At 58.4% G+C, this 18,055-nt stretch carries 17 protein-coding genes; 6 read left to right on the top strand and 11 right to left on the bottom strand.

Annotated elements, in window-relative coordinates:
* Positions 1-38: 38 nt before the first annotated feature.
* Positions 39-857, bottom strand: a complete 819-nt coding sequence (locus WG29040_RS08260; RefSeq protein ID WP_127195991.1) for an HDOD domain-containing protein — start codon at positions 855-857, stop codon at positions 39-41.
* 19 nt (positions 858-876) lie between these two features.
* Positions 877-1,818 carry a folate-binding protein YgfZ gene (locus WG29040_RS08255; protein WP_127195990.1) on the bottom strand — a complete coding sequence of 314 codons (942 nt, stop codon included), beginning with the start codon at positions 1,816-1,818 and terminating at the stop codon, positions 877-879.
* A 139-nt stretch (positions 1,819-1,957) separates the two neighbouring features.
* Between WG29040_RS08255 and WG29040_RS08250 the strand changes: the two genes are divergently transcribed.
* Positions 1,958-2,212 (top strand): succinate dehydrogenase assembly factor 2, encoded by a 255-nt coding sequence (locus WG29040_RS08250; protein ID WP_003440597.1) that lies wholly within the window; start codon positions 1,958-1,960, stop codon positions 2,210-2,212.
* On the top strand, positions 2,196-2,648 hold the full coding sequence (locus WG29040_RS08245; protein ID WP_003440600.1) for a protein YgfX: 453 nt from the start codon (positions 2,196-2,198) through the stop codon (positions 2,646-2,648). Before WG29040_RS08250 ends, WG29040_RS08245 begins: the two co-directional genes overlap by 17 nt.
* On the opposite strand, the gene nadB is transcribed toward WG29040_RS08245, so the two are convergent.
* Positions 2,617-4,233, bottom strand: coding sequence for an L-aspartate oxidase (gene nadB, locus WG29040_RS08240; RefSeq protein WP_127195989.1), 1,617 nt, complete (start codon positions 4,231-4,233; stop codon positions 2,617-2,619). The two genes, WG29040_RS08245 and nadB, sit on opposite strands and share 32 nt — an antisense overlap.
* A 503-nt stretch (positions 4,234-4,736) precedes the next feature.
* Here nadB and rpoE point away from each other — a divergent pair.
* The 4 genes from rpoE to WG29040_RS08220 all read left to right on the top strand — a co-directional run bounded on the left by rpoE (position 4,737) and on the right by WG29040_RS08220 (position 8,524).
* Positions 4,737-5,318, top strand: a complete 582-nt coding sequence (gene rpoE / locus WG29040_RS08235; protein ID WP_003172477.1) for an RNA polymerase sigma factor RpoE — start codon at positions 4,737-4,739, stop codon at positions 5,316-5,318.
* A gap of 31 nt (positions 5,319-5,349) precedes the next feature.
* Complete coding sequence (locus tag WG29040_RS08230; protein ID WP_003440613.1) at positions 5,350-5,940, top strand: sigma-E factor negative regulatory protein; 591 nt, start codon at positions 5,350-5,352, stop codon at positions 5,938-5,940.
* A gap of 8 nt (positions 5,941-5,948) precedes the next feature.
* Positions 5,949-6,917, top strand: a complete 969-nt coding sequence (locus tag WG29040_RS08225; protein ID WP_127195988.1) for a MucB/RseB C-terminal domain-containing protein — start codon at positions 5,949-5,951, stop codon at positions 6,915-6,917.
* A gap of 185 nt (positions 6,918-7,102) precedes the next feature.
* Entirely contained in the window at positions 7,103-8,524 is a 1,422-nt protein-coding gene (locus WG29040_RS08220; RefSeq protein ID WP_003440619.1) for a DegQ family serine endoprotease, read from the top strand.
* Between the two features lie 92 nt (positions 8,525-8,616).
* Here the strand turns inward: WG29040_RS08220 and WG29040_RS08215 are convergent, their stop codons facing one another.
* The 8 genes from WG29040_RS08215 to WG29040_RS08180 form a co-directional block, all read right to left on the bottom strand.
* Positions 8,617-9,105 (bottom strand): RDD family protein, encoded by a 489-nt coding sequence (locus WG29040_RS08215; protein ID WP_003440621.1) that lies wholly within the window; start codon positions 9,103-9,105, stop codon positions 8,617-8,619.
* 96 nt (positions 9,106-9,201) lie between these two features.
* Positions 9,202-9,414: a cold-shock protein gene (locus WG29040_RS08210; protein WP_003440624.1), complete on the bottom strand. Its 213-nt coding sequence runs from the start codon at positions 9,412-9,414 to the stop codon at positions 9,202-9,204.
* A gap of 385 nt (positions 9,415-9,799) precedes the next feature.
* A complete protein-coding gene (gcvT, locus tag WG29040_RS08205; RefSeq protein ID WP_003440627.1) occupies positions 9,800-10,924 on the bottom strand; it encodes a glycine cleavage system aminomethyltransferase GcvT in 1,125 nt (374 codons plus the stop codon).
* Between the two features lie 17 nt (positions 10,925-10,941).
* Positions 10,942-12,318, bottom strand: a complete 1,377-nt coding sequence (locus WG29040_RS08200) for an L-serine ammonia-lyase (RefSeq protein WP_127195987.1) — start codon at positions 12,316-12,318, stop codon at positions 10,942-10,944.
* 102 nt (positions 12,319-12,420) lie between these two features.
* Complete coding sequence (gcvP, locus tag WG29040_RS08195) at positions 12,421-15,279, bottom strand: aminomethyl-transferring glycine dehydrogenase (protein WP_003440635.1); 2,859 nt, start codon at positions 15,277-15,279, stop codon at positions 12,421-12,423.
* A 10-nt stretch (positions 15,280-15,289) separates the two neighbouring features.
* On the bottom strand, positions 15,290-15,673 hold the full coding sequence (gene gcvH / locus WG29040_RS08190) for a glycine cleavage system protein GcvH (RefSeq protein ID WP_003440638.1): 384 nt from the start codon (positions 15,671-15,673) through the stop codon (positions 15,290-15,292).
* A gap of 318 nt (positions 15,674-15,991) precedes the next feature.
* On the bottom strand, positions 15,992-17,500 hold the full coding sequence (locus WG29040_RS08185) for a sigma-54-dependent transcriptional regulator (RefSeq protein ID WP_003440647.1): 1,509 nt from the start codon (positions 17,498-17,500) through the stop codon (positions 15,992-15,994).
* 175 nt (positions 17,501-17,675) lie between these two features.
* A complete protein-coding gene (locus tag WG29040_RS08180; protein WP_127195986.1) occupies positions 17,676-18,035 on the bottom strand; it encodes a DUF5064 family protein in 360 nt (119 codons plus the stop codon).
* Between the last annotated feature and the right edge of the window lie 20 nt (positions 18,036-18,055).

The raw sequence follows: 18,055 nt of genomic DNA, 5'->3' as shown, positions 1-18,055 counted from the left end.
CCGCAGCCTGCGGCAGCGACTATAGGTGCGATCCGGCTTCAGATAAACATACCGCGGGCAGCGTTAAGATCGTCCTGGAACCTTTGATCGTCGGCATCCAGCCCCAGTTTTTTGAAGGCCGGCAGGGTGCTCAGCTCAAGCCCCGGAACTGCGTTGCTGCCTTGCGAGCAGAACAGGGTCGCGATTTGTACCAGGTCGATGTAGTCGATGGTTTTGGAATCGCGGGTGAAGTCCTGGTACTGACCGGGCAGTTTCAGCAACATTTCCGGGAATTCCCAGACCGTCAGCAGCTTGTCGCCAATGCGCGGATGAATGCTTTCGATCACGTGATTCAGCGATACCGGATCGAACAGCAGTTCATTGTGGTCTTCGGCGTAGGTCAGGATCGGCAGCACGCCAATTTGATGGACCAGCCCCCCGAGTGCTGCCTGATCAGGCTTGAGCGAGGTGTATCGACGACACAAGGTGTAGCAAATCCCGGCGACCTCCAGGCTTTGGCGCCAGACGTCGCGCATTTTGTTTTCGACCACTTGCGAACGGGCATGAAAGATCTGCTCCATCACCAGTCCGATAGCCAGGTTACTGCTGTAGTTGACGCCCAGGCGGGTGATGGCGGTGTGCAGGTCGGTGACTTCGTAGAGGGCTCGTAGCAGCGGGCTATTGACCACCTTGATCAGTCGCGCCGACAGGGCGGTGTCGCGACCTATGACTTTACTCAGATGACTGACGCTGATTTCAGGGTTTTCTGCTGCCTTGCGGATGTTCAGCGCCACTTCCGGTAGCGTGGGCAAAACCAGGTCATCTTTATCTATGGCCTTAATCAAGTCCATCTGGACTTTGTGTGCCAGCGTGCTCATTTCTGTTCTCTAGTGGCAATTAGCGCTGGATCTCACGATCGCGGTCTAGCTGGTACGGCAAATCAAGCAGCGAAAGGGTGGGGCCCTGTGCATCACCTACATGGATTTCGCCTGCTTCAACGGCATCGGCAGTCAGAACACACAGCAGCTCAATGCCGTTTTCTGCATGGGCTGCAATCACCACTTCACCCACGCTACCGGTATTCGCAGGAGTAAACAGAGGCGTTCCAGGCTCGGGTAATTCGCCGGCTTCCAGATGCAGGCGGTAGAGGCGGCGTTTGAGCTTGCCCAGATACTGCATGCGCGCGACGATTTCCTGGCCGGTGTAGCAGCCTTTTTTGAAGCTGACTGCTCCCACCGCCTGCAGGTTGAGCATCTGCGGAATGAACAGTTCGCGGGTCTGGGGCATGACCTGGCCGATACCGGCGCGGATCTGACCCAGGATCCATTGATCGAGGTCGGCTTCTACCAGTTGCGCTTTCAATTGCTGTAAAAGGCTGTCGGCCTGGTCGGCCGCGGTCCATAGTTCAGACCGGCCCGGGGATACGCGAATGGCGATCAGGCCATTGGCTCTGGCTACGCTGTCGGTCTCGGCTGGCAGGTCGAGGCCCAGGTTTTGCAACACTGCATCGGCCTGGTTCAGGCCAAAGCGTACCCAGCTGGCGCTGTCGTCGGTCAGTTTCGACTTGGAGAACACGGCGTATTTTTTCAGGTCTGCCAACTGTGGCTCGACCAGTTCGCGGGCCATCGCCAGCAGGCAGCCTTCAGGTTCAAGGAGGATGCGGAAGCTGGACTGCATCCGGCCTTTTTGTGTGCAGCGCGCACCCAGGCTCGAGCGCGTCTCGCTCAAATAGTTGAGGTTGCAGGTCAGCTGTCCCTGCAGGAACTTGCTGGCGTCATTGCCGATGACGGCGAGAACGCCTTCGTGGGACAGGGTGCAGAAAAAAGCAGAGTCGGCCATGGGTCTTCGCAGGTAATAAAGTCTGGGACACATCATAGAGGTGCGCCCTGTAAATGGGTAGTTCAATGCCGGGCGACCAAAGCCGACTGTTCTATGGCGGATCGGCCTGTATACTTGCGCTCTATTTGAGGAGCGCTCCATGGTCGAAGATGTTGAACTCAATCGTCTCTACTGGCACAGCCGTCGCGGCATGCTTGAACTTGACGTGTTGCTGGTGCCTTTCGTCAAGGAAGTGTACGCCACCCTGAATGATGTCGATCGCGAATGCTATCGCAAGCTGCTCGAGTGTGAAGACCAGGACATGTTCGGCTGGTTCATGGAGCGCGCAGAGTCCGAAGACCCGGAACTGCAGCGCATGGTTCGCATGATCCTGGATCGTGTCCAGCCCAAGTAATTATTTCGAGTGCCGCTGGCAGGCCTCAGGGCAATTGCTGGCGGCCTGTCTCGCAGCCCAGATGCTGGCGCTGATCTCAATTTTCCTTCTCTCGATACCTGTCTGGGCACGTGTGTCCGGTGCTTTTCTGTGCCTGGCCCATGGCATCTGGCTGTGGGGGCGGCACATTCGGCTGACCCACGCCACGGCCTTTCGCGGATTGCGCCGCACTGCCGATGGCTGGCAGCTATGGAACCGGGCCAGGGGCTGGCAGGCCGTGCAGTTGCGCCGTGACAGTCTGGCGCTGCCAAGTGTGGTGATTGTGCGTTTCAGCCTGCGCGGCGAGCGTCGGGTGCGCACGTTGTGCATACCCCGCGACGCGCTGGCGCCGGATCAGCACCGGCGTTTGCGCGTGCGCCTGAAGTTCAGTCGACGTAGGTGGTTGGCACCAGAATAGTGTCCAGGGCTTCGGGCAGCATGTGCGGATAGTCGAGGGTGTAATGCAGGCCCCGTGACTCCTTTCTCGCCATGGCGCTGCGGATCATCAGCTCGGCCACTTGCGCCAGATTTCTCAGCTCGATCAGGTCGCGGCTGACTTTGTAATTACTGTAGAACTCGTCAATTTCGTCCAGCAGCAGGCGCACGCGGTGTTGTGCCCGTTGCAGGCGCTTGTTGGTGCGCACTATGCCTACGTAGTCCCACATAAAGCGCCGCAACTCATCCCAGTTGTGGGCAATGATCACATCTTCATCCGAGTCCGTGACCTGGCTGGCATCCCAGTCCGGCAGGGCCACAGGCGTCGCTACCTGTGGCAGCTGGGAGAGGATGTCGGCCGCTGCCGACTTGGCATACACAAAACATTCCAGCAACGAATTGCTGGCCATGCGGTTGGCACCATGCAGGCCGGTGAAGCTGGTTTCACCAATGGCATACAGGCCCGGCACATCGGTATGCCCATGCTCGTCCACCATTACCCCGCCGCAGGTGTAATGTGCCGCCGGGACCACCGGGATCGCCTGCTTGGTGATATCGATGGAGAACTCCAGACAACGCTCATAGACGGTCGGGAAGTGGCTTTTGATAAAGGTATCGGACTGGTGGCTGATATCGAGATAGACGCAATCGATGCCCAGGCGCTTCATCTCGTGGTCGATAGCACGGGCGACGATATCTCGTGGTGCCAGTTCCCCGCGCGGATCGAAGCGATGCATGAAGCGCTCGCCGTCAGGCAGCTTGAGGTGTGCGCCTTCGCCGCGCAAAGCTTCGGTTATCAGAAAGCTTTTGGCCTGGGGGTGATACAGGCATGTGGGGTGGAACTGGTTGAACTCCAGATTCGCCACGCGACACCCGGAGCGCCAGGCCATGGCAATGCCATCACCGCAGGCGCCGTCGGGGTTGCTGGTATAGAGGTAGACCTTGGCGGCGCCGCCCGTGGCCAGAATGGTGAAGCGTGAGCCGAAGGTCTCGACCTCTCCGGTGGCGCGGTTGAGCACATAGGCACCCAGGCAGCGTTCGCCATCCAGGCCAAGCCGGCGCTCGGTAATCAGATCGACGGCAACCCGCTGTTCCAGCAATTCAATATTGGGCCGTTGGCGGGCCTGCTCGAGCAGGGTTTTGAAAATGGCGGCGCCGGTAGCGTCAGCGGCATGGATAATTCGCCGGTGGCTGTGCCCGCCTTCGCGGGTGAGGTGGAACTCAAAGCCCGGCTGTTCGGGGTCTGCGTCTTCATCACGGGTGAAGGGTACGCCCTGGTCGATCAGCCACTGGATGGCTTCGCGGCTGTGCTCTACGGTAAACCGCACCGCGTCTTCATGGCACAAGCCACCCCCGGCATTGAGGGTGTCTTCGACGTGGGACTGTACGGTGTCGGTGTCATCAAGAACTGCGGCCACGCCACCCTGTGCCCAGAACGTCGAGCCATTGGCCAGATCGCCTTTGCTGAGAACTGCAATGCGCATATGGCCCGGCAGAGTAAGGGCCAGGCTCAAACCGGCAGCGCCGCTGCCAATCACCAGCACATCATGTTGAAAATGTTGGCTCATTCTTCTGAATCCGCAATAAAAGCGCCCTCTAGTATATAGAGGGGGGGATCGGCACAATAGCCGGGCTTTTGTGGCTTTGGGAAAGTACCGCGGGCAGGGAGTGTGCCTCAGACTTGCGGGGGCTGCATGTCGATTTGCACAATTAATCGGCAAGCGCTCGGGGCTGCCCGGCATTGGCCTGTTGCCCGGTCCCGTATGGCTTGATTTCGTATGGGATTTTGAACTTTTCCTGCGGGCCAGGGTTCCATAGAGGGTTGCCCTTCATGTGGGAGAACAGCGTCAAATGTGCAGCTGGGGTTATGGTCTGACTTCAGTTGCTGAATTTGGCGACAAGATTATCGACGCAGCCGGGCTGACCCGAGCTGCGTTTTCGTGCGTGCCAAATCAGAGTGCGCAGGAAACTTGCCAGGGGGGAGAGAACTTTTGCGTAAAAGCCGAGTCTATGTTTGCAAGCCTGATCAATTAGCAAAGCAATCTTCCTCCCGGTCTTATGAGGAGTGTTCATGCTAACCCAGGAAGAGGATCAGCAGCTGGTCGAGCGCGTACAGCGTGGCGACAAGCGAGCTTTCGATCTGCTCGTGTTGAAGTATCAACACAAAATTCTCGGGTTGATCGTGCGTTTTGTGCACGACACCCATGAAGCCCAGGACGTCGCTCAAGAAGCTTTTATCAAGGCTTATCGGGCACTCGGTAATTTTCGCGGTGACAGTGCCTTTTATACGTGGCTGTATCGTATTGCCATCAATACGGCGAAAAACTATCTGGTGTCTCGCGGTCGACGTCCCCCTGATAGTGATGTGAGTTCTGAAGACGCTGAATTTTATGATGGTGATCACGGTCTCAAGGATCTTGAGTCGCCGGAGCGCGCTTTGCTCCGTGACGAGATTGAGGGCACGGTTCACCGCACCATTCAGCAATTACCAGAAGATTTGCGTACGGCGTTAACTTTACGTGAGTTTGATGGTCTGAGTTACGAAGACATTGCGAGCGTCATGCAATGTCCGGTGGGTACCGTGCGCTCCCGGATTTTCCGCGCTCGGGAAGCCATCGATAAAGCCCTGCAGCCGTTGTTGCAGGAAAACTGAGACAGCGGCGATAGCCAAGAGAGGAACCGCCATGAGTCGTGAAGCCCTGCAGGAATCGCTGTCCGCGGTGATGGATAACGAAGCGGACGAACTGGAATTGCGTCGGGTGTTGAATGCCTTTGACGATACACAAACACGTGAGACCTGGTCCCGTTATCAGGTGGCGCGTGCTGTGATGCACAAAGACCTGTTGATTCCGCGTCTGGATATCGCATCTGCCGTTTCGGCCGCGTTGGCTGAAGAGCAGGCCCCTGCCAAAGTCGTACGTGGTCCGTGGCGCAGCATTGGCCGTCTGGCCGTCGCTGCTTCGGTCACCGTTGCCGTATTGGCGGGCGTAAGACTGTACAACCAGGATGACATCGTAGGTGCCCAGCTGGCCCAGCAAAACAGCCAGCAGAGCCTGAGCGCTCCGATGGTTAAAGGCCCGGCGGTACTGGCAAACTACAGCGAGAGCTCCGATCAGGCCACCGGTCCCATGGCTAACGGCGTTCTGCAAGGTCAGCCAGGATGGCAAGATCAGCGTTTGCCAGGTTATCTGCGCCAGCATGCCCAGCAAGCGGCGATGAAGGGGACTGAAAGCCCTCTGCCTTATGCTCGTGCTGCCAGCCTGGAAAATCGCTAAGGACCATCATGCGCGTCCTACCTCTGTTACCTCTTCTGCTGACGGGCCTGTTTGTTCTTCCGGCCCAGGCAGATGAAGCCCGGGACTGGCTCAAACGTCTTGGGCAAGCCGAGCAACAACAAAGCTACAAGGGCACTTTCGTCTACGAACGCAATGGTAGTTTTTCTACCCATGGCATCTGGCACCGAGTGCAGGACGGCTCCGTTCGTGAACGACTGATGCAGTTGGACGGTGCTGCGCAAGAGGTTGTTCGTGCAGATGGACATACCGAGTGCGTCACTGGCAAGTTTATCTCCGGTCTCGGGGATATTCCTGCAGCTACGGCTCGTCAGCTCGATACCAAGAGAATTGATGACTGGTATTCGGTTGCAAAAGTTGGCGACTCTCGGGTCGCTGGAAGACCGGTATCAGTAATTGCTTTCACCCCTCGCGATCAACATCGTTACGGGGTTGAACTGTATCTGGATAACGAAACCGGTTTAGCGCTGAAATCGTTGTTACTCAATGATAAAGGGCAGTTACTTGAGCGTTTCCAGTTCACCAGTATCGATACTACGCCCCCGGATGACAGTGAACTCAAGCCCACTGGTAAATGCCGTCCCGTTGTTGCGGCTGATGCTGAGCCACCTTTAGTCAAAACTTCGCATGTCTGGCATTCCGACTGGTTGCCGCCGGGTTTTGAACAGATCAGCAGTACAGTGCGCCTGGATCCCAAGACCAAGTCTGAAGTTACCAGCCTCTTGTATGACGATGGTTTGACGCGCTTCTCCGTGTTTCTTGAGCCACTGAAGGGTAACGCTATACCCGATACGCGGTTGCAGCTGGGCCCGACCGTTGCGGTGTCAAGGCATCTCACCACCCCGCAGGGGAACATGATGGCCACTGTTGTGGGTGAAATTCCGATGGGTACCGCAGAGCGCATCGCACTCTCGATGCGTGCCGGTCAGAGCGATCCTGCGCCCCAGGGCAAGCCATAGCGGTGCTCGAACATGATAGGTGAGCATTCAGTTTTATCGTACCTTTTATCTTTTCGTACAGGTCAGGGCCCGCAAGGCTCTGGCCTTGTTTGTTTTCCGGGGCCAAAAAAAAGGGTCTATGCTGGCTTTAGTTTTTTGGTGCCTGTCGCTTAACTCTGCTTGCTATTAACGGGAGCTGTAAATCAATGCCTCGATTGAAATCTTACTTACCCATTTTTGCAGCCGTGCTGATGCTCGGGCAGGCAGTGCCGGCTCTTGCTGAAGCGCAGTTACCTGATTTCACGCAGCTGGTCGAGCAAGCCTCTCCGGCTGTGGTGAATATCAGCACCACACAAAAGCTGCCGGAGCGCAAAGTATCGAGCATGGGCCAAATGCCTGACCTCGAAGGTTTGCCGCCCGGCCTGCGCGACTTCTTCGAACGCAGCCTGCCCCCAGGCAGTGGTGGCCAGGGTGGCCGTCAGCGTGAGGCCCAGTCCCTGGGCTCGGGTTTCATCATTTCGCCGGATGGCTACATTCTGACCAACAACCATGTGGTGGCGGATGCTGATGAAATCGTTGTGCGCCTGTCTGACCGCAGCGAAATGAAAGCCAAGCTGGTCGGAACTGATCCCCGTTCCGACGTCGCATTGCTGAAAATCGAGGGCAAAAACCTGCCTGTTTTGAAACTGGGTAAATCCCAGGACCTCAAGGCCGGTCAGTGGGTGGTTGCCATCGGTTCGCCGTTCGGGTTTGACCACACTGTGACCCAGGGCATCATCAGCGCTATCGGTCGCAGCCTGCCCAATGAAAGCTACGTGCCGTTCATCCAGACTGACGTGCCGATCAACCCGGGTAACTCGGGTGGCCCGTTGTTCAACCTGACGGGCGAAGTGGTGGGCATCAACTCGCAGATCTATACCCGTTCCGGCGGCTTCATGGGCGTGTCCTTCGCCATTCCTATCGATGTGGCGATGGATGTTGCCAATCAGCTCAAGGCAGGCGGCAAGGTAAGCCGTGGCTGGTTGGGTGTGGTGATTCAAGAGGTCAACAAAGACCTGGCCGAGTCGTTTGGCCTGGATAAACCGGCCGGTGCGCTGGTGGCCCAGGTGCTCGATGATGGTCCTGCTGCCAAAGGCGGCCTGCAAGTGGGTGACGTGATCCTGAGCATGAATGGTCAGCCGATCGTGATGTCCGCAGACCTGCCGCACCTGGTTGGCGCGCTCAAGGCCGGCAGCAAGGCGACCCTTGAAGTGGTTCGTGACGGTAAGCGCAAAACCCTGGATCTGACGGTGGGTGCTATTCCCGATGAAGGGAAAGAAATGGCTCCTGCAGCAGGTGCAGAACTCAGCAGCAATCGTCTGGGCGTTTCCGTGGCGGATCTGACCGAAGAGCAGCAGAAAGCCAATGACATCAAAGGTGGCGTGATCATCAAAGACGTACAGGACGGCCCGGCTGCCCTGATCGGCCTGCAACCTGGCGACGTGATTACTCATCTGAACAACCAGGCAATTACCAATGCCAAGCAGTTCACTGATATTGCCAAGGCATTGCCGAAGAACCGTTCGGTATCGATGCGGGTTCTGCGTCAGGGTCGTGCCAGCTTCATTACCTTCAAGCTGGCTGAATAACCTGATGTGAATTGCAGGAGCGAGCATGTTGCTCCTGCAGTTCTGAAGTCACTGCTAATAAAAAACCCGTATCGCGAGATACGGGTTTTTTTTTATTTCTTTGGCTTGGGAATGCGTACCAGCTGACTGCTGGAGTACATGTCGTGCCAGGTACGTTTGTGCTTGTCGAATAGCGACCAGATAAACCCCAGCCCCAGGCACAGCCAGGAGCCGATAGAGACGATAAATCGCAGCAGGGCCTGCCACAGGCTGATCGCGCTGCCATCGGCATTCTGTACGCGTATGCCCCAGACCTGCATGCCCAGGGTTTGCCCTGAGTGGGTCCAGAACTTGGCAAAGAAACCGAACAGGACAAAAAACAAAATGGTGGAAAGTAGCGGGTCGCCATCCAGAGCGCCCGACTCGGACAACGCCCGCATTTTGGCTTCGCCGATAAAGCTCATCATGATCAGTTTGTAGATGAACGTAGTGACGATCAGCAGGGCCGTGCACAGCAAAAAGTCATAGAACATAGCTGCCAGGCGGCGCCCCAGGCCAACGGCGGGAAAGTCGCCTTGCGGGCTAAGCGGTTGTTTCGACATGGCAGGGTCTCGTGAAGGAAAAGCGCCATCTTACGGAATTACGCCAACAAAAAAGCCTCTGATGTCACCATCAGAGGCTTTTCAACGCGAGAAAGCTTAGCCTTCTGCTTGCACTTCATCAGCCTGCAGGCCTTTTTGGCCCTGAACTGCGATGAAGGTCACTTTCTGGCCTTCTTTCAGGCTTTTGAAGCCATTACCCTGAATGGCACGGAAGTGCACAAACAGGTCCGGACCGCTTTCCGGGGTAATGAAACCAAAACCTTTCTCGTCGTTAAACCACTTAACGGTACCGCTCTGACGTTGGGACATTTCTTAATTCCTTGACGCTAACAATTAATGACAGCCTCTTAGTTGTGTAAGAGGACTGGTGCTGGGTTGCAGGAAAGTAAGAGACGCAGAACGGGTTGTAGCAAACATAGAGCTACTGCCCAGGTCACGATTCCAGCGACCCATGCAAACACAGTGAGCAAACTTTACGAAACCGGAAATGAAAAAACAAGCCCCTTTGGCAGGCCGCGCCAAGCCCGTTTTTTCAGGTTGTTAATGCAGTTTTACAAGGCTGTTGATCATGCTGATGTTCGATTGCGCTCATGTTGAAACATGTGTTTTCGCTATCGAAAGTTTGCACCATTTGGTGGCGGTTGCATGACACCCATGGAGCGTGAACATGCAACTGCACTAATTAAGCTTTAGCTCACCCGCGATAATAACGTTGTGGAACAAATGGCAACTTCGAAACTTTCAGCGGTACAGGTTTGCCGCGCACGATTGCCCACACCTCTGAGTCCAGCGCGGTAAAGGCTGTATCCAGATAACCCATGGCCAGAGGGGCACCCAAAGTCGGCCCAAAACCACCGCTGCATACATTGCCGATGACAGTGCCTTCAGCGTCAACGATTTCAGCGCCTTCACGTACGGGTGTGCGCTCCTGGGGCAGCAGGCCCACACGCTTGCGCGCTACGCCGTTTTGCTGCTGGGCAAAAATGATGTCTGCACCCGGAAAACCGCCGGCCCGGGAACCCTCGGCGCGCCGATTTTTCGAGATCGCCCAGAGCAGGCTGGCTTCAACCGGCGTGGTGCTGTCGTTCATGTCATGCCCGTACAGGCACAGACCGGCCTCCAGTCGCAGCGAATCACGGGCGCCAAGGCCGATGGCTTGCACTTGCGGATCGGCCAGCAGGTGGCGCGCCAGAGCCTCTGCGTGTTGAGCGGGGACCGAAATCTCAAAACCGTCTTCCCCGGTGTAGCCCGAACGACTGACGTAGCATTCAGTTCCCAGCAGGGTGACCGGGGCAAATTGCATAAAGGTCATGCTTGCCACTTCGGGAGCCAGACCTTGCAGCACGGTAACTGCTGCCGGACCTTGCAGGGCGAGCAGGGCGCGCTCTTCAAACAGCGGCTGGATGTCGCAGTGCTTGCCCAGGTGTTTGCGCAGATGCGCCAGGTCCTGGTCCTTGCAGGCGGCGTTGACCACGAGAAACAGCTGGTCATTGCCCAGATTGGCGACCATCAGGTCATCCAGGATGCCACCTTGTTCATTGGTGAACATGGCATAGCGCTGCATGCCAACCGGCAGGTCAATGATGTCTACCGGGACCAGGGTTTCCAGGGCCCTGGCCGCATCAGCGCCGCTCAGCAGAATTTGCCCCATGTGCGACACATCGAACAACCCGGCATGTTCACGGGTATGTTGATGTTCTTTCATTACACCCAACGGGTATTGCACCGGCATGTCATAACCGGCGAACGGCACCATACGGGCCCCGAGTTCAAGGTGCAGTGCGTGCAGCGGGGTTTTAAGCAGTTGTTCGGTGGACATTGGTCACTCCTTGAAAATCAGCACTCAATAATGTTGACGGCCAGACCGCCGCGGGCAGTCTCTTTGTATTTGCTTTTCATGTCGGCGCCGGTCTGGCGCATGGTGCGGATTACCTTGTCCAGTGAGACAAAATGCTGGCCGTCGCCGCGCAGGGCCATCCGCACGGCATTGATGGCCTTGACCGAACCCATGGCATTGCGCTCGATGCAGGGCACCTGTACCAGTCCGCCAATGGGGTCGCAGGTCAGGCCAAGGTTGTGCTCCATGCCGATTTCGGCGGCGTTTTCGACTTGCTGAACGCTGCCGCCCAGCACTTCACACAACGCGCCGGCGGCCATGGAGCAGGCCACGCCCACTTCGCCCTGGCAGCCCACTTCGGCGCCCGAGATCGAGGCATTTTCCTTGTACAAAATGCCGATGGCGGCGGCAGTCAGCAAGAAGCGCACCACGCCGTCCTCATTGGCCCCGCCAATAAAACGCATGTAGTAATGCAGAACCGCCGGAATAATCCCCGCCGCACCATTGGTGGGCGCCGTGACAACCCGGCCGCCGTTGGCGTTTTCTTCATTGACGGCCAGGGCGTACAGATTCACCCAGTCCAGCACTGACAGCGCATCGCGCAGCGCGGCCTCGGGGTTGGCGCACAACTGACGGTGCAGCGCTGCCGCCCGTCGCTTGACCTTCAGGCCGCCCGGCAAAATACCTTCGTTACGACAGCCCGCACTCACGCAGTCCTGCATCACTTGCCAGATATTCAGCAAGCCGCTGCGGGTTTGTGCTTCAGGGCGCCAGGCGCTTTCATTGGCCATCATCACCTGGCTGATCGACAGATCGTGGGTGACGCAATGGCGCAGCAAGTCTTTGGCAGTCTTGAACGGGTATTTCAAGGGGGTGCTGTCTTCGACGATGCGATCAGCGCCTGCCGCGCCTTCATCCACCACAAAGCCGCCGCCCACCGAGTAATACTCGCGGCTGCGGATCTGAATCCCGGCGCCATCCAGCGCCCGGAAAATCATGCCATTGGGGTGATAGGGCAGGGGTTTTCGAATCATCGCCAGATGCGACTTTTCGTTGAAATCGATGGGGTGTTCGCCCAGCAGGTTCAAACGCCCGCTGCTGCGAATGGTGGCCAGACGTTCGGCTACGGTTTCGGTGTTTACGGTATCCGGATGCTCGCCTTCAAGCCCCAGCAGCACGGCCTTGTCGCTGCCGTGGCCTTTACCGGTGGCGCCGAGGGAGCCATAGAGTTCAACTTTCACGCAGGCTGTGTCTTGCAGCAGTTCATCACGGCGCAGACCTTCGGCAAAACGCGCGGCTGCGCGCATGGGGCCGACGGTATGGGAGCTGGAGGGGCCGATGCCAATCTTGAACAGGTCGAACACGCTTAACGACATGGGGTTCTCCGGTTTCTTATAGGTTTATTGGCAAAAAACATCATCCACTGCAGGCGCGAGCTTCTCGTTGCATAACAGCTCGCTCCTGCAGGGATGGGTGGGTTACGCCTCCTGGTAGCTTTCGATAGACGGGCACGCACACACCAGGTTGCGGTCACCGAATACGTTGTCGACCCGGCCAACCGGCGGCCAGTATTTGCCTTCGATCAAGGACGCCACCGGATACACCGCCTGTTCGCGGCTGTACGGGTGGGTCCATTCACCGACCATTTCAGCGGCGGTGTGCGGGGCGTTTTTCAGCGGGTTGTCTTCCTTGTCCAGGCTGCCGTTTTCGACCGCGCGAATTTCTTCGCGGATGCGGATCATGGCTTCGCAGAAGCGGTCCAGTTCTTCTTTGGATTCACTCTCGGTCGGCTCGATCATCAGCGTGCCGGCCACCGGGAACGACATGGTCGGCGCATGGAAGCCGAAATCGATCAGGCGCTTGGCCACGTCGTCGACGCTGATGCCGCTGCTGTCCTTGAGCGGGCGCAGGTCAAGAATGCATTCGTGTGCCACCAGACCGTTGCTGCCCGAGTACAGCACCGGGTAGTGCTCTTCGAGACGGCGGGCGATGTAGTTGGCATTGAGGATCGCCAGCTGCGAAGCACGCTTGAGGCCTTCGCCGCCCATCATGCGGATATACATCCAGGTAATCGGCAAAATGCTCGCGCTGCCAAACGGTGCCGCGCACACCGCGCCTTCCTTGCGTTCCATGGTGCCGTGACCCGGCAGGAATGGCGTGAGGTGCGATTTGACGCCGATCGGGCCGACCCCCGGGCCGCCGCCGCCATGGGGGATGCAGAAGGTTTTGTGCAGGTTGAGGTGGGACACGTCGCCGCCGAACTTGCCCGGTGCGCACAGGCCGACCATGGCGTTCATGTTGGCGCCGTCGATGTACACCTGGCCGCCGTTGTCATGAATGATGCCGCAGATTTCGCGGATGCCTTCCTCGAATACACCGTGGGTCGAGGGGTAGGTGATCATCAGGGCCGCCAGGTGCTCGCGGTGCTCGATGGCTTTGGCGCGCAGGTCTTCGATGTCTACGTTGCCCCGTGCATCGCATGCCGTCACCACCACGCGCATCCCGGCCATGTTGGCGGTTGCCGGGTTGGTGCCGTGGGCCGAGGACGGGATCAGGCAGATATCGCGACGTTCTTCACCACGGCTCTGGTGATAGGCACGAATGGCCAGCAGGCCGGCGTATTCACCCTGGGAGCCGGCGTTCGGTTGCAGCGAGATGGCGTCGTAACCGGTGGCAGCGCACAGCATGGCCTCCAGTTCGGTGGTCAATTGCTGGTAGCCCAGGCTTTGCCCGGCGGGTGCAAAGGGGTGCAGGTTGCCGAACTCGGCCCAGGTCACCGGAATCATTTCGCTGGCGGCATTGAGCTTCATGGTGCACGAGCCCAGCGGGATCATGGTGCGATCCAGGGCCAGGTCCTTGTCCGCCAGACGACGCAGATAGCGCATCAGTTCGGTTTCAGAATGGTAGCGATTGAATACCGGGTGGCTGAGAATCGGCGACTGGCGCAGCAGTGCCGCCGGCAGGGTGCCGGTCACTGTCGCGGCCAGTGCGTCGAAGTCAGGCAGGGTCTGACCGTCCGCCGCCAGCAACGCCCACAGCGCAGTAACATCGGACTGGCCGCTGGTTTCGTCCAGCGACAGGCCCAGACGCTGGCCATCGATCAGGCGCAGGTTGATGCGTTGGGCGTGGGCCTTGGCATGCAGGGCGTCGGTGTGGCTGCCGGTGTTCAGGGTCAGGGTGTCGAAGAAGGCGGTTTGCTCGACCTTCAGTCCCAGATCGCTCAGGCCTTTGGCCAGGATCGCCGTCAGTTGGTGAACGCGCCGGGCGATTTGGCTCAGGCCCTTGGGCCCGTGGTACACGGCGTACATGCTGGCGATGTTGGCCAGCAGGACCTGGGCGGTGCAGATGTTGCTGGTGGCCTTCTCGCGGCGGATATGTTGCTCGCGGGTTTGCATGGCCAGGCGCAATGCCGGTTTGCCGTGACGGTCAACCGAAACACCGACCAGACGCCCCGGCATGTCGCGCTTGAAGACATCGCGGGTGGCGAAGTAGGCCGCATGGGGGCCGCCGAAGCCCAGTGGTACGCCAAAACGCTGGGCGCTGCCGATGGCCACGTCGGCGCCAAACTCGCCTGGCGGTGTCAACAGGGTCAGGGCCAGCAGATCAGCCGCTACGGCCACCAGTGCATTGGCGGCATGAAAACGTTCAACCAGGTCGCGGTAATCAAACACGTCGCCGTTGCTTGCCGGGTATTGCAGCAGGGCACCGAAGAAGGCCGACACGTCAGTCAGATCGCGCTCATCAGCCACGACCACCTCAATGCCCAGTGGTTCGGCACGGGTGCGCAGCACGTCGAGGGTTTGCGGGTGGCAGTGGCTGGAAGCAAAAAAGCTGCGGCTGGTTTTGTTCTTGCTCAGGCGCTTGCAGAACGTCATTGCCTCGGCGGCGGCGGTGGCCTCATCGAGCAACGATGCGTTGGAAATCGGCAGACCGCTGAGATCGCTGATCAGGGTTTGATAGTTGAGCAGGGCTTCGAGGCGGCCCTGGGAGATTTCTGGCTGGTACGGGGTGTAGGCGGTATACCAGGCCGGATTTTCCAGCAGGTTGCGCAGGATCGGCGAAGGGGTGTGGCAGTTGTAATAGCCCTGGCCGATATAGGTCTTGCACAGCAGGTTCTTGGCGGCGATGGCTTTGATCGAGGCCAGCGCGTCGGCTTCGCTTTGCCCGGCCGGCATGTTGAGAACGCTGGTGCCCTTGATGCTTTCCGGGATCACGCTGGCGCTCAGGCCTTCAAGGGAATCAAAACCGAGGGTGGCGAGCATGGCTTGCTCATCGGCCTGACGCGGGCCGATGTGGCGCGCGATAAATTCATTGGCGGTGCTGAGATTGATGGTCATGACAGGCTCCTCAGTTGTCGTCTTGAGCTTTGATCAAGCGGTCGTAGGCATCTTGATCCAGCAATTGCTCGACGGCATTCGCATCAGCAGGCTTGAAACGGAAGAACCAGCCTTGACCCAGAGGGTCTTCGTTAACCAGTTCCGGGCTGTCTTCGAGCGCCGGGTTTACTTCCAGCACTTCACCGTCCAGGGGCATGTATACGCCGCTGGCGGCCTTGACCGACTCAACGGTGGCGGCTTCGGTGCCTTTGTCGTAGGACTGCAATTCAGGCAGTTGGACAAACACCACATCACCCAGAGCGTTTTGCGCAAACGCGGTAATTCCCACAGTCACGCTGCCATCAGCTTCGGCGCGCAGCCATTCGTGGTCTTCAGTAAAACGCAATTCGCTCATGGAAACTCCTCAGGGCCAGACATGTCTGGTGGTCACGGGTAATTGCTCGCTCGGAACGAGCTTATGGGAGAGTTCATTGCAAAATGGTTGCCAGTTTATAAATATCGTTATTTATCAGTGGCTTGAGTGATTCAGCGGCGCAGATTGAAAACTGTGCTGTAGCGAAATCGATACAGTGCTGGGGCAGAAAAAAAATCCATGAGGATCATGGCCTTGCACAGCAGTGGAATAGACAGGGTGTATCGAAATCGATCCAGTGGAATGATTTCGATACGACAGGTGGGGGCTTGGTGATAGCCGGCTTGCCGGCGCTACAGGTCAGGCCTTGCCGGGGATACCATACTTGCGCAGGCGATGGGCAATGGCGGTATGGCTGGTTTGCAGGCGGCTGGCCAACTGACGGGTCGAGGGATAGCTGACGTACAACTTTTCCAGCAATGCTTTCTCGAAGGTTTCGACTGCGTGCTCCAGGGTTTCCACCTCGCCGTCACTTTGCCGTGCAACCGAGGTACCGGCGATGTCCAGGTCGCCAATGTCGACCAGGGTGCTTTCGCAGATCGCAGCTGCACGAAAGATCACGTTCTGCAATTGGCGCACGTTACCGGGCCAGCGATTGCCCAGCAGCGCCGGATAGGTGCCGGGCGCCAGGCGGCAAACGGGGCGCTGGATCTGGGTGCAGGCCTGCTGCATGAAAGTGCGTGCCAGCAACAATATGTCCTGGCCGCGTTCGCGCAGTGGCGGCACTTCAATGTTGAGTACGTTCAGGCGATAGAACAGGTCTTCGCGAAAGGTGCCCTCGTTGACCATCTTTTCGAGGTTGCGGTGGGTGGCGCTGAGGATCCGTACATTGACCTTGACCTCGCGCTCGCCGCCTACCCGGCGGAAGCTGCCGTCATTCAGAAAGCGCAGCAGCTTGGCTTGCAGGTAAGGCGACATCTCAGCGATTTCGTCGAGGAACACCGTGCCATTGTTGGCCAGTTCCATCAGCCCTGGTTTGCCTCCGCGCTGGGCGCCGGTGAAGGCGCCGGGGGCATAGCCGAAGAGTTCGCTTTCAGCCAGGTTTTCGGGGAGCGCCGCACAGTTTAAGGCCAGAAAGGGGGCGCCAAAACGGTCGCTGATGGCATGGCAGGCACGGGCCACCAGTTCCTTGCCGGTACCGGTCTCGCCCTGGATCAGTAACGGCGCATCCAGGGCCGCTACACGCTGGGCCCGGGCCTTGAGGGTGCGGATGGCGGGTGACTCACCGAGCAGGGCGTCAAAGCCTTCTGCGTGATCGTGGTGCAGCGCGGCCAGGCGCTCACCGATGCGGCTTGGCTGGTACAGGGTCAGCAGGGCGCCGGCATCGGTAATCGGGGTGGCGTCGAGCATCAGCGGGTGGCCGTTGAGCGTCACTTCGCGCAGGGGCAGGCGGAAGCCGTGCTCCAGCAGTACATCGAGCAGGCCGGGGTCACTGAACAGCTCGCCGATACTTTCACCGGTGGGTTCATGGCCGTACAGGGCAATCAGCGCCGGGTTCGCCAGCAGTACGTGGCCATCGCTGTCCAGCGCCAGTACCGGGTCGGTCATGGCCGCGAGCAGCGCATCAAGTTGCAGATGGCGGCGTTGTCCGGGAAGGATGTCGACCACCGTCACGGCCTGTACCCCGTTGACGCTGAACAGTGCCTCGCGCAACTCGTCGAGCACTTGCGGGCTCAGGGTCGGAGCGTCGATATAAACGTTGGGCGGGACCATTTCCACCGCATCCAGGTTGAGGTTCCGCCCGCCGAGCAACGCCAGAACTTCCTGGGTGATGCCGACGCGGTCGATAAAACTGACGTGGATACGCATGGGAACAAAGAACACTTCTGGCCAGCGGAGGCCGCCAGTATGCCTTGGCGCGGGAGATTGGTGAAATCGGAGGGCGAGGGGGCGTTGGTTGCATCGCCGGCAAGCCGGCTCCCACAAGGTTTCAAATTGACTTGAACGATGTGGGAGCCGGCTGCCGGCGATCAGGGTTCACGCATTATTCGAGGTGTTCGGGTTTGACCGGGTCGCCAAGCTGCACGTCCAGCTGCTGGCGGACATCCTTGAACATCAGGTCGTAATACTTATGCATCGACAGTATGTTGGCCGAGGTGGGCATGCCGTTATCCACGGCAATTTTAAAGCCGACTCTGGCGAAGTCGAACCACTGATCCTTGGGCAGGGTGAACGACTCCTTGAATTCGTTCTGGTTGATCCGGCCGTGCATGTCGAACTGCATCGACTTGCCTTCCCTGGGATCTTGAACGACCTGGTAATCGATCTTGATGTCATACCCGAAGTCACCCGGCTGAAGCGGTTCGCGATGGATATGCAGGTGACCGGGTTCGAACGAGGCCATAGGGGCAACTCCTGAGTGTA

Origin of the sequence: Pseudomonas sp. PAMC 29040 (assembly GCF_003994535.1) — a bacterium.
GTDB classification, from domain to species: domain Bacteria; phylum Pseudomonadota; class Gammaproteobacteria; order Pseudomonadales; family Pseudomonadaceae; genus Aquipseudomonas; species Aquipseudomonas paraversuta.
This window is presented reverse-complemented; position numbering and strand designations above follow the sequence as displayed.

What these genes read in the sequence shown, in the direction of transcription:
- WG29040_RS08185 (WP_003440647.1), bottom strand. Translation starts at nt 17,500, where the DNA reads ATGCGTATCCACGTCAGTTTTATCGACCGCGTCGGCATCACCCAGGAA.
- gcvT (WP_003440627.1), bottom strand. Translation starts at nt 10,924, where the DNA reads ATGTCCACCGAACAACTGCTTAAAACCCCGCTGCACGCACTGCACCTT.
- WG29040_RS08200 (WP_127195987.1), bottom strand. Translation starts at nt 12,318, where the DNA reads ATGTCGTTAAGCGTGTTCGACCTGTTCAAGATTGGCATCGGCCCCTCC.
- WG29040_RS08225 (WP_127195988.1), top strand. Translation starts at nt 5,949, where the DNA reads ATGCGCGTCCTACCTCTGTTACCTCTTCTGCTGACGGGCCTGTTTGTT.
- nadB (WP_127195989.1), bottom strand. Translation starts at nt 4,233, where the DNA reads ATGAGCCAACATTTTCAACATGATGTGCTGGTGATTGGCAGCGGCGCT.
- WG29040_RS08230 (WP_003440613.1), top strand. Translation starts at nt 5,350, where the DNA reads ATGAGTCGTGAAGCCCTGCAGGAATCGCTGTCCGCGGTGATGGATAAC.
- WG29040_RS08210 (WP_003440624.1), bottom strand. Translation starts at nt 9,414, where the DNA reads ATGTCCCAACGTCAGAGCGGTACCGTTAAGTGGTTTAACGACGAGAAA.
- WG29040_RS08255 (WP_127195990.1), bottom strand. Translation starts at nt 1,818, where the DNA reads ATGGCCGACTCTGCTTTTTTCTGCACCCTGTCCCACGAAGGCGTTCTC.
- WG29040_RS08215 (WP_003440621.1), bottom strand. Translation starts at nt 9,105, where the DNA reads ATGTCGAAACAACCGCTTAGCCCGCAAGGCGACTTTCCCGCCGTTGGC.
- gcvH (WP_003440638.1), bottom strand. Translation starts at nt 15,673, where the DNA reads ATGAGCGAATTGCGTTTTACTGAAGACCACGAATGGCTGCGCGCCGAA.
- gcvP (WP_003440635.1), bottom strand. Translation starts at nt 15,279, where the DNA reads ATGACCATCAATCTCAGCACCGCCAATGAATTTATCGCGCGCCACATC.
- WG29040_RS08220 (WP_003440619.1), top strand. Translation starts at nt 7,103, where the DNA reads ATGCCTCGATTGAAATCTTACTTACCCATTTTTGCAGCCGTGCTGATG.
- WG29040_RS08260 (WP_127195991.1), bottom strand. Translation starts at nt 857, where the DNA reads ATGAGCACGCTGGCACACAAAGTCCAGATGGACTTGATTAAGGCCATA.
- rpoE (WP_003172477.1), top strand. Translation starts at nt 4,737, where the DNA reads ATGCTAACCCAGGAAGAGGATCAGCAGCTGGTCGAGCGCGTACAGCGT.
- WG29040_RS08180 (WP_127195986.1), bottom strand. Translation starts at nt 18,035, where the DNA reads ATGGCCTCGTTCGAACCCGGTCACCTGCATATCCATCGCGAACCGCTT.
- WG29040_RS08250 (WP_003440597.1), top strand. Translation starts at nt 1,958, where the DNA reads ATGGTCGAAGATGTTGAACTCAATCGTCTCTACTGGCACAGCCGTCGC.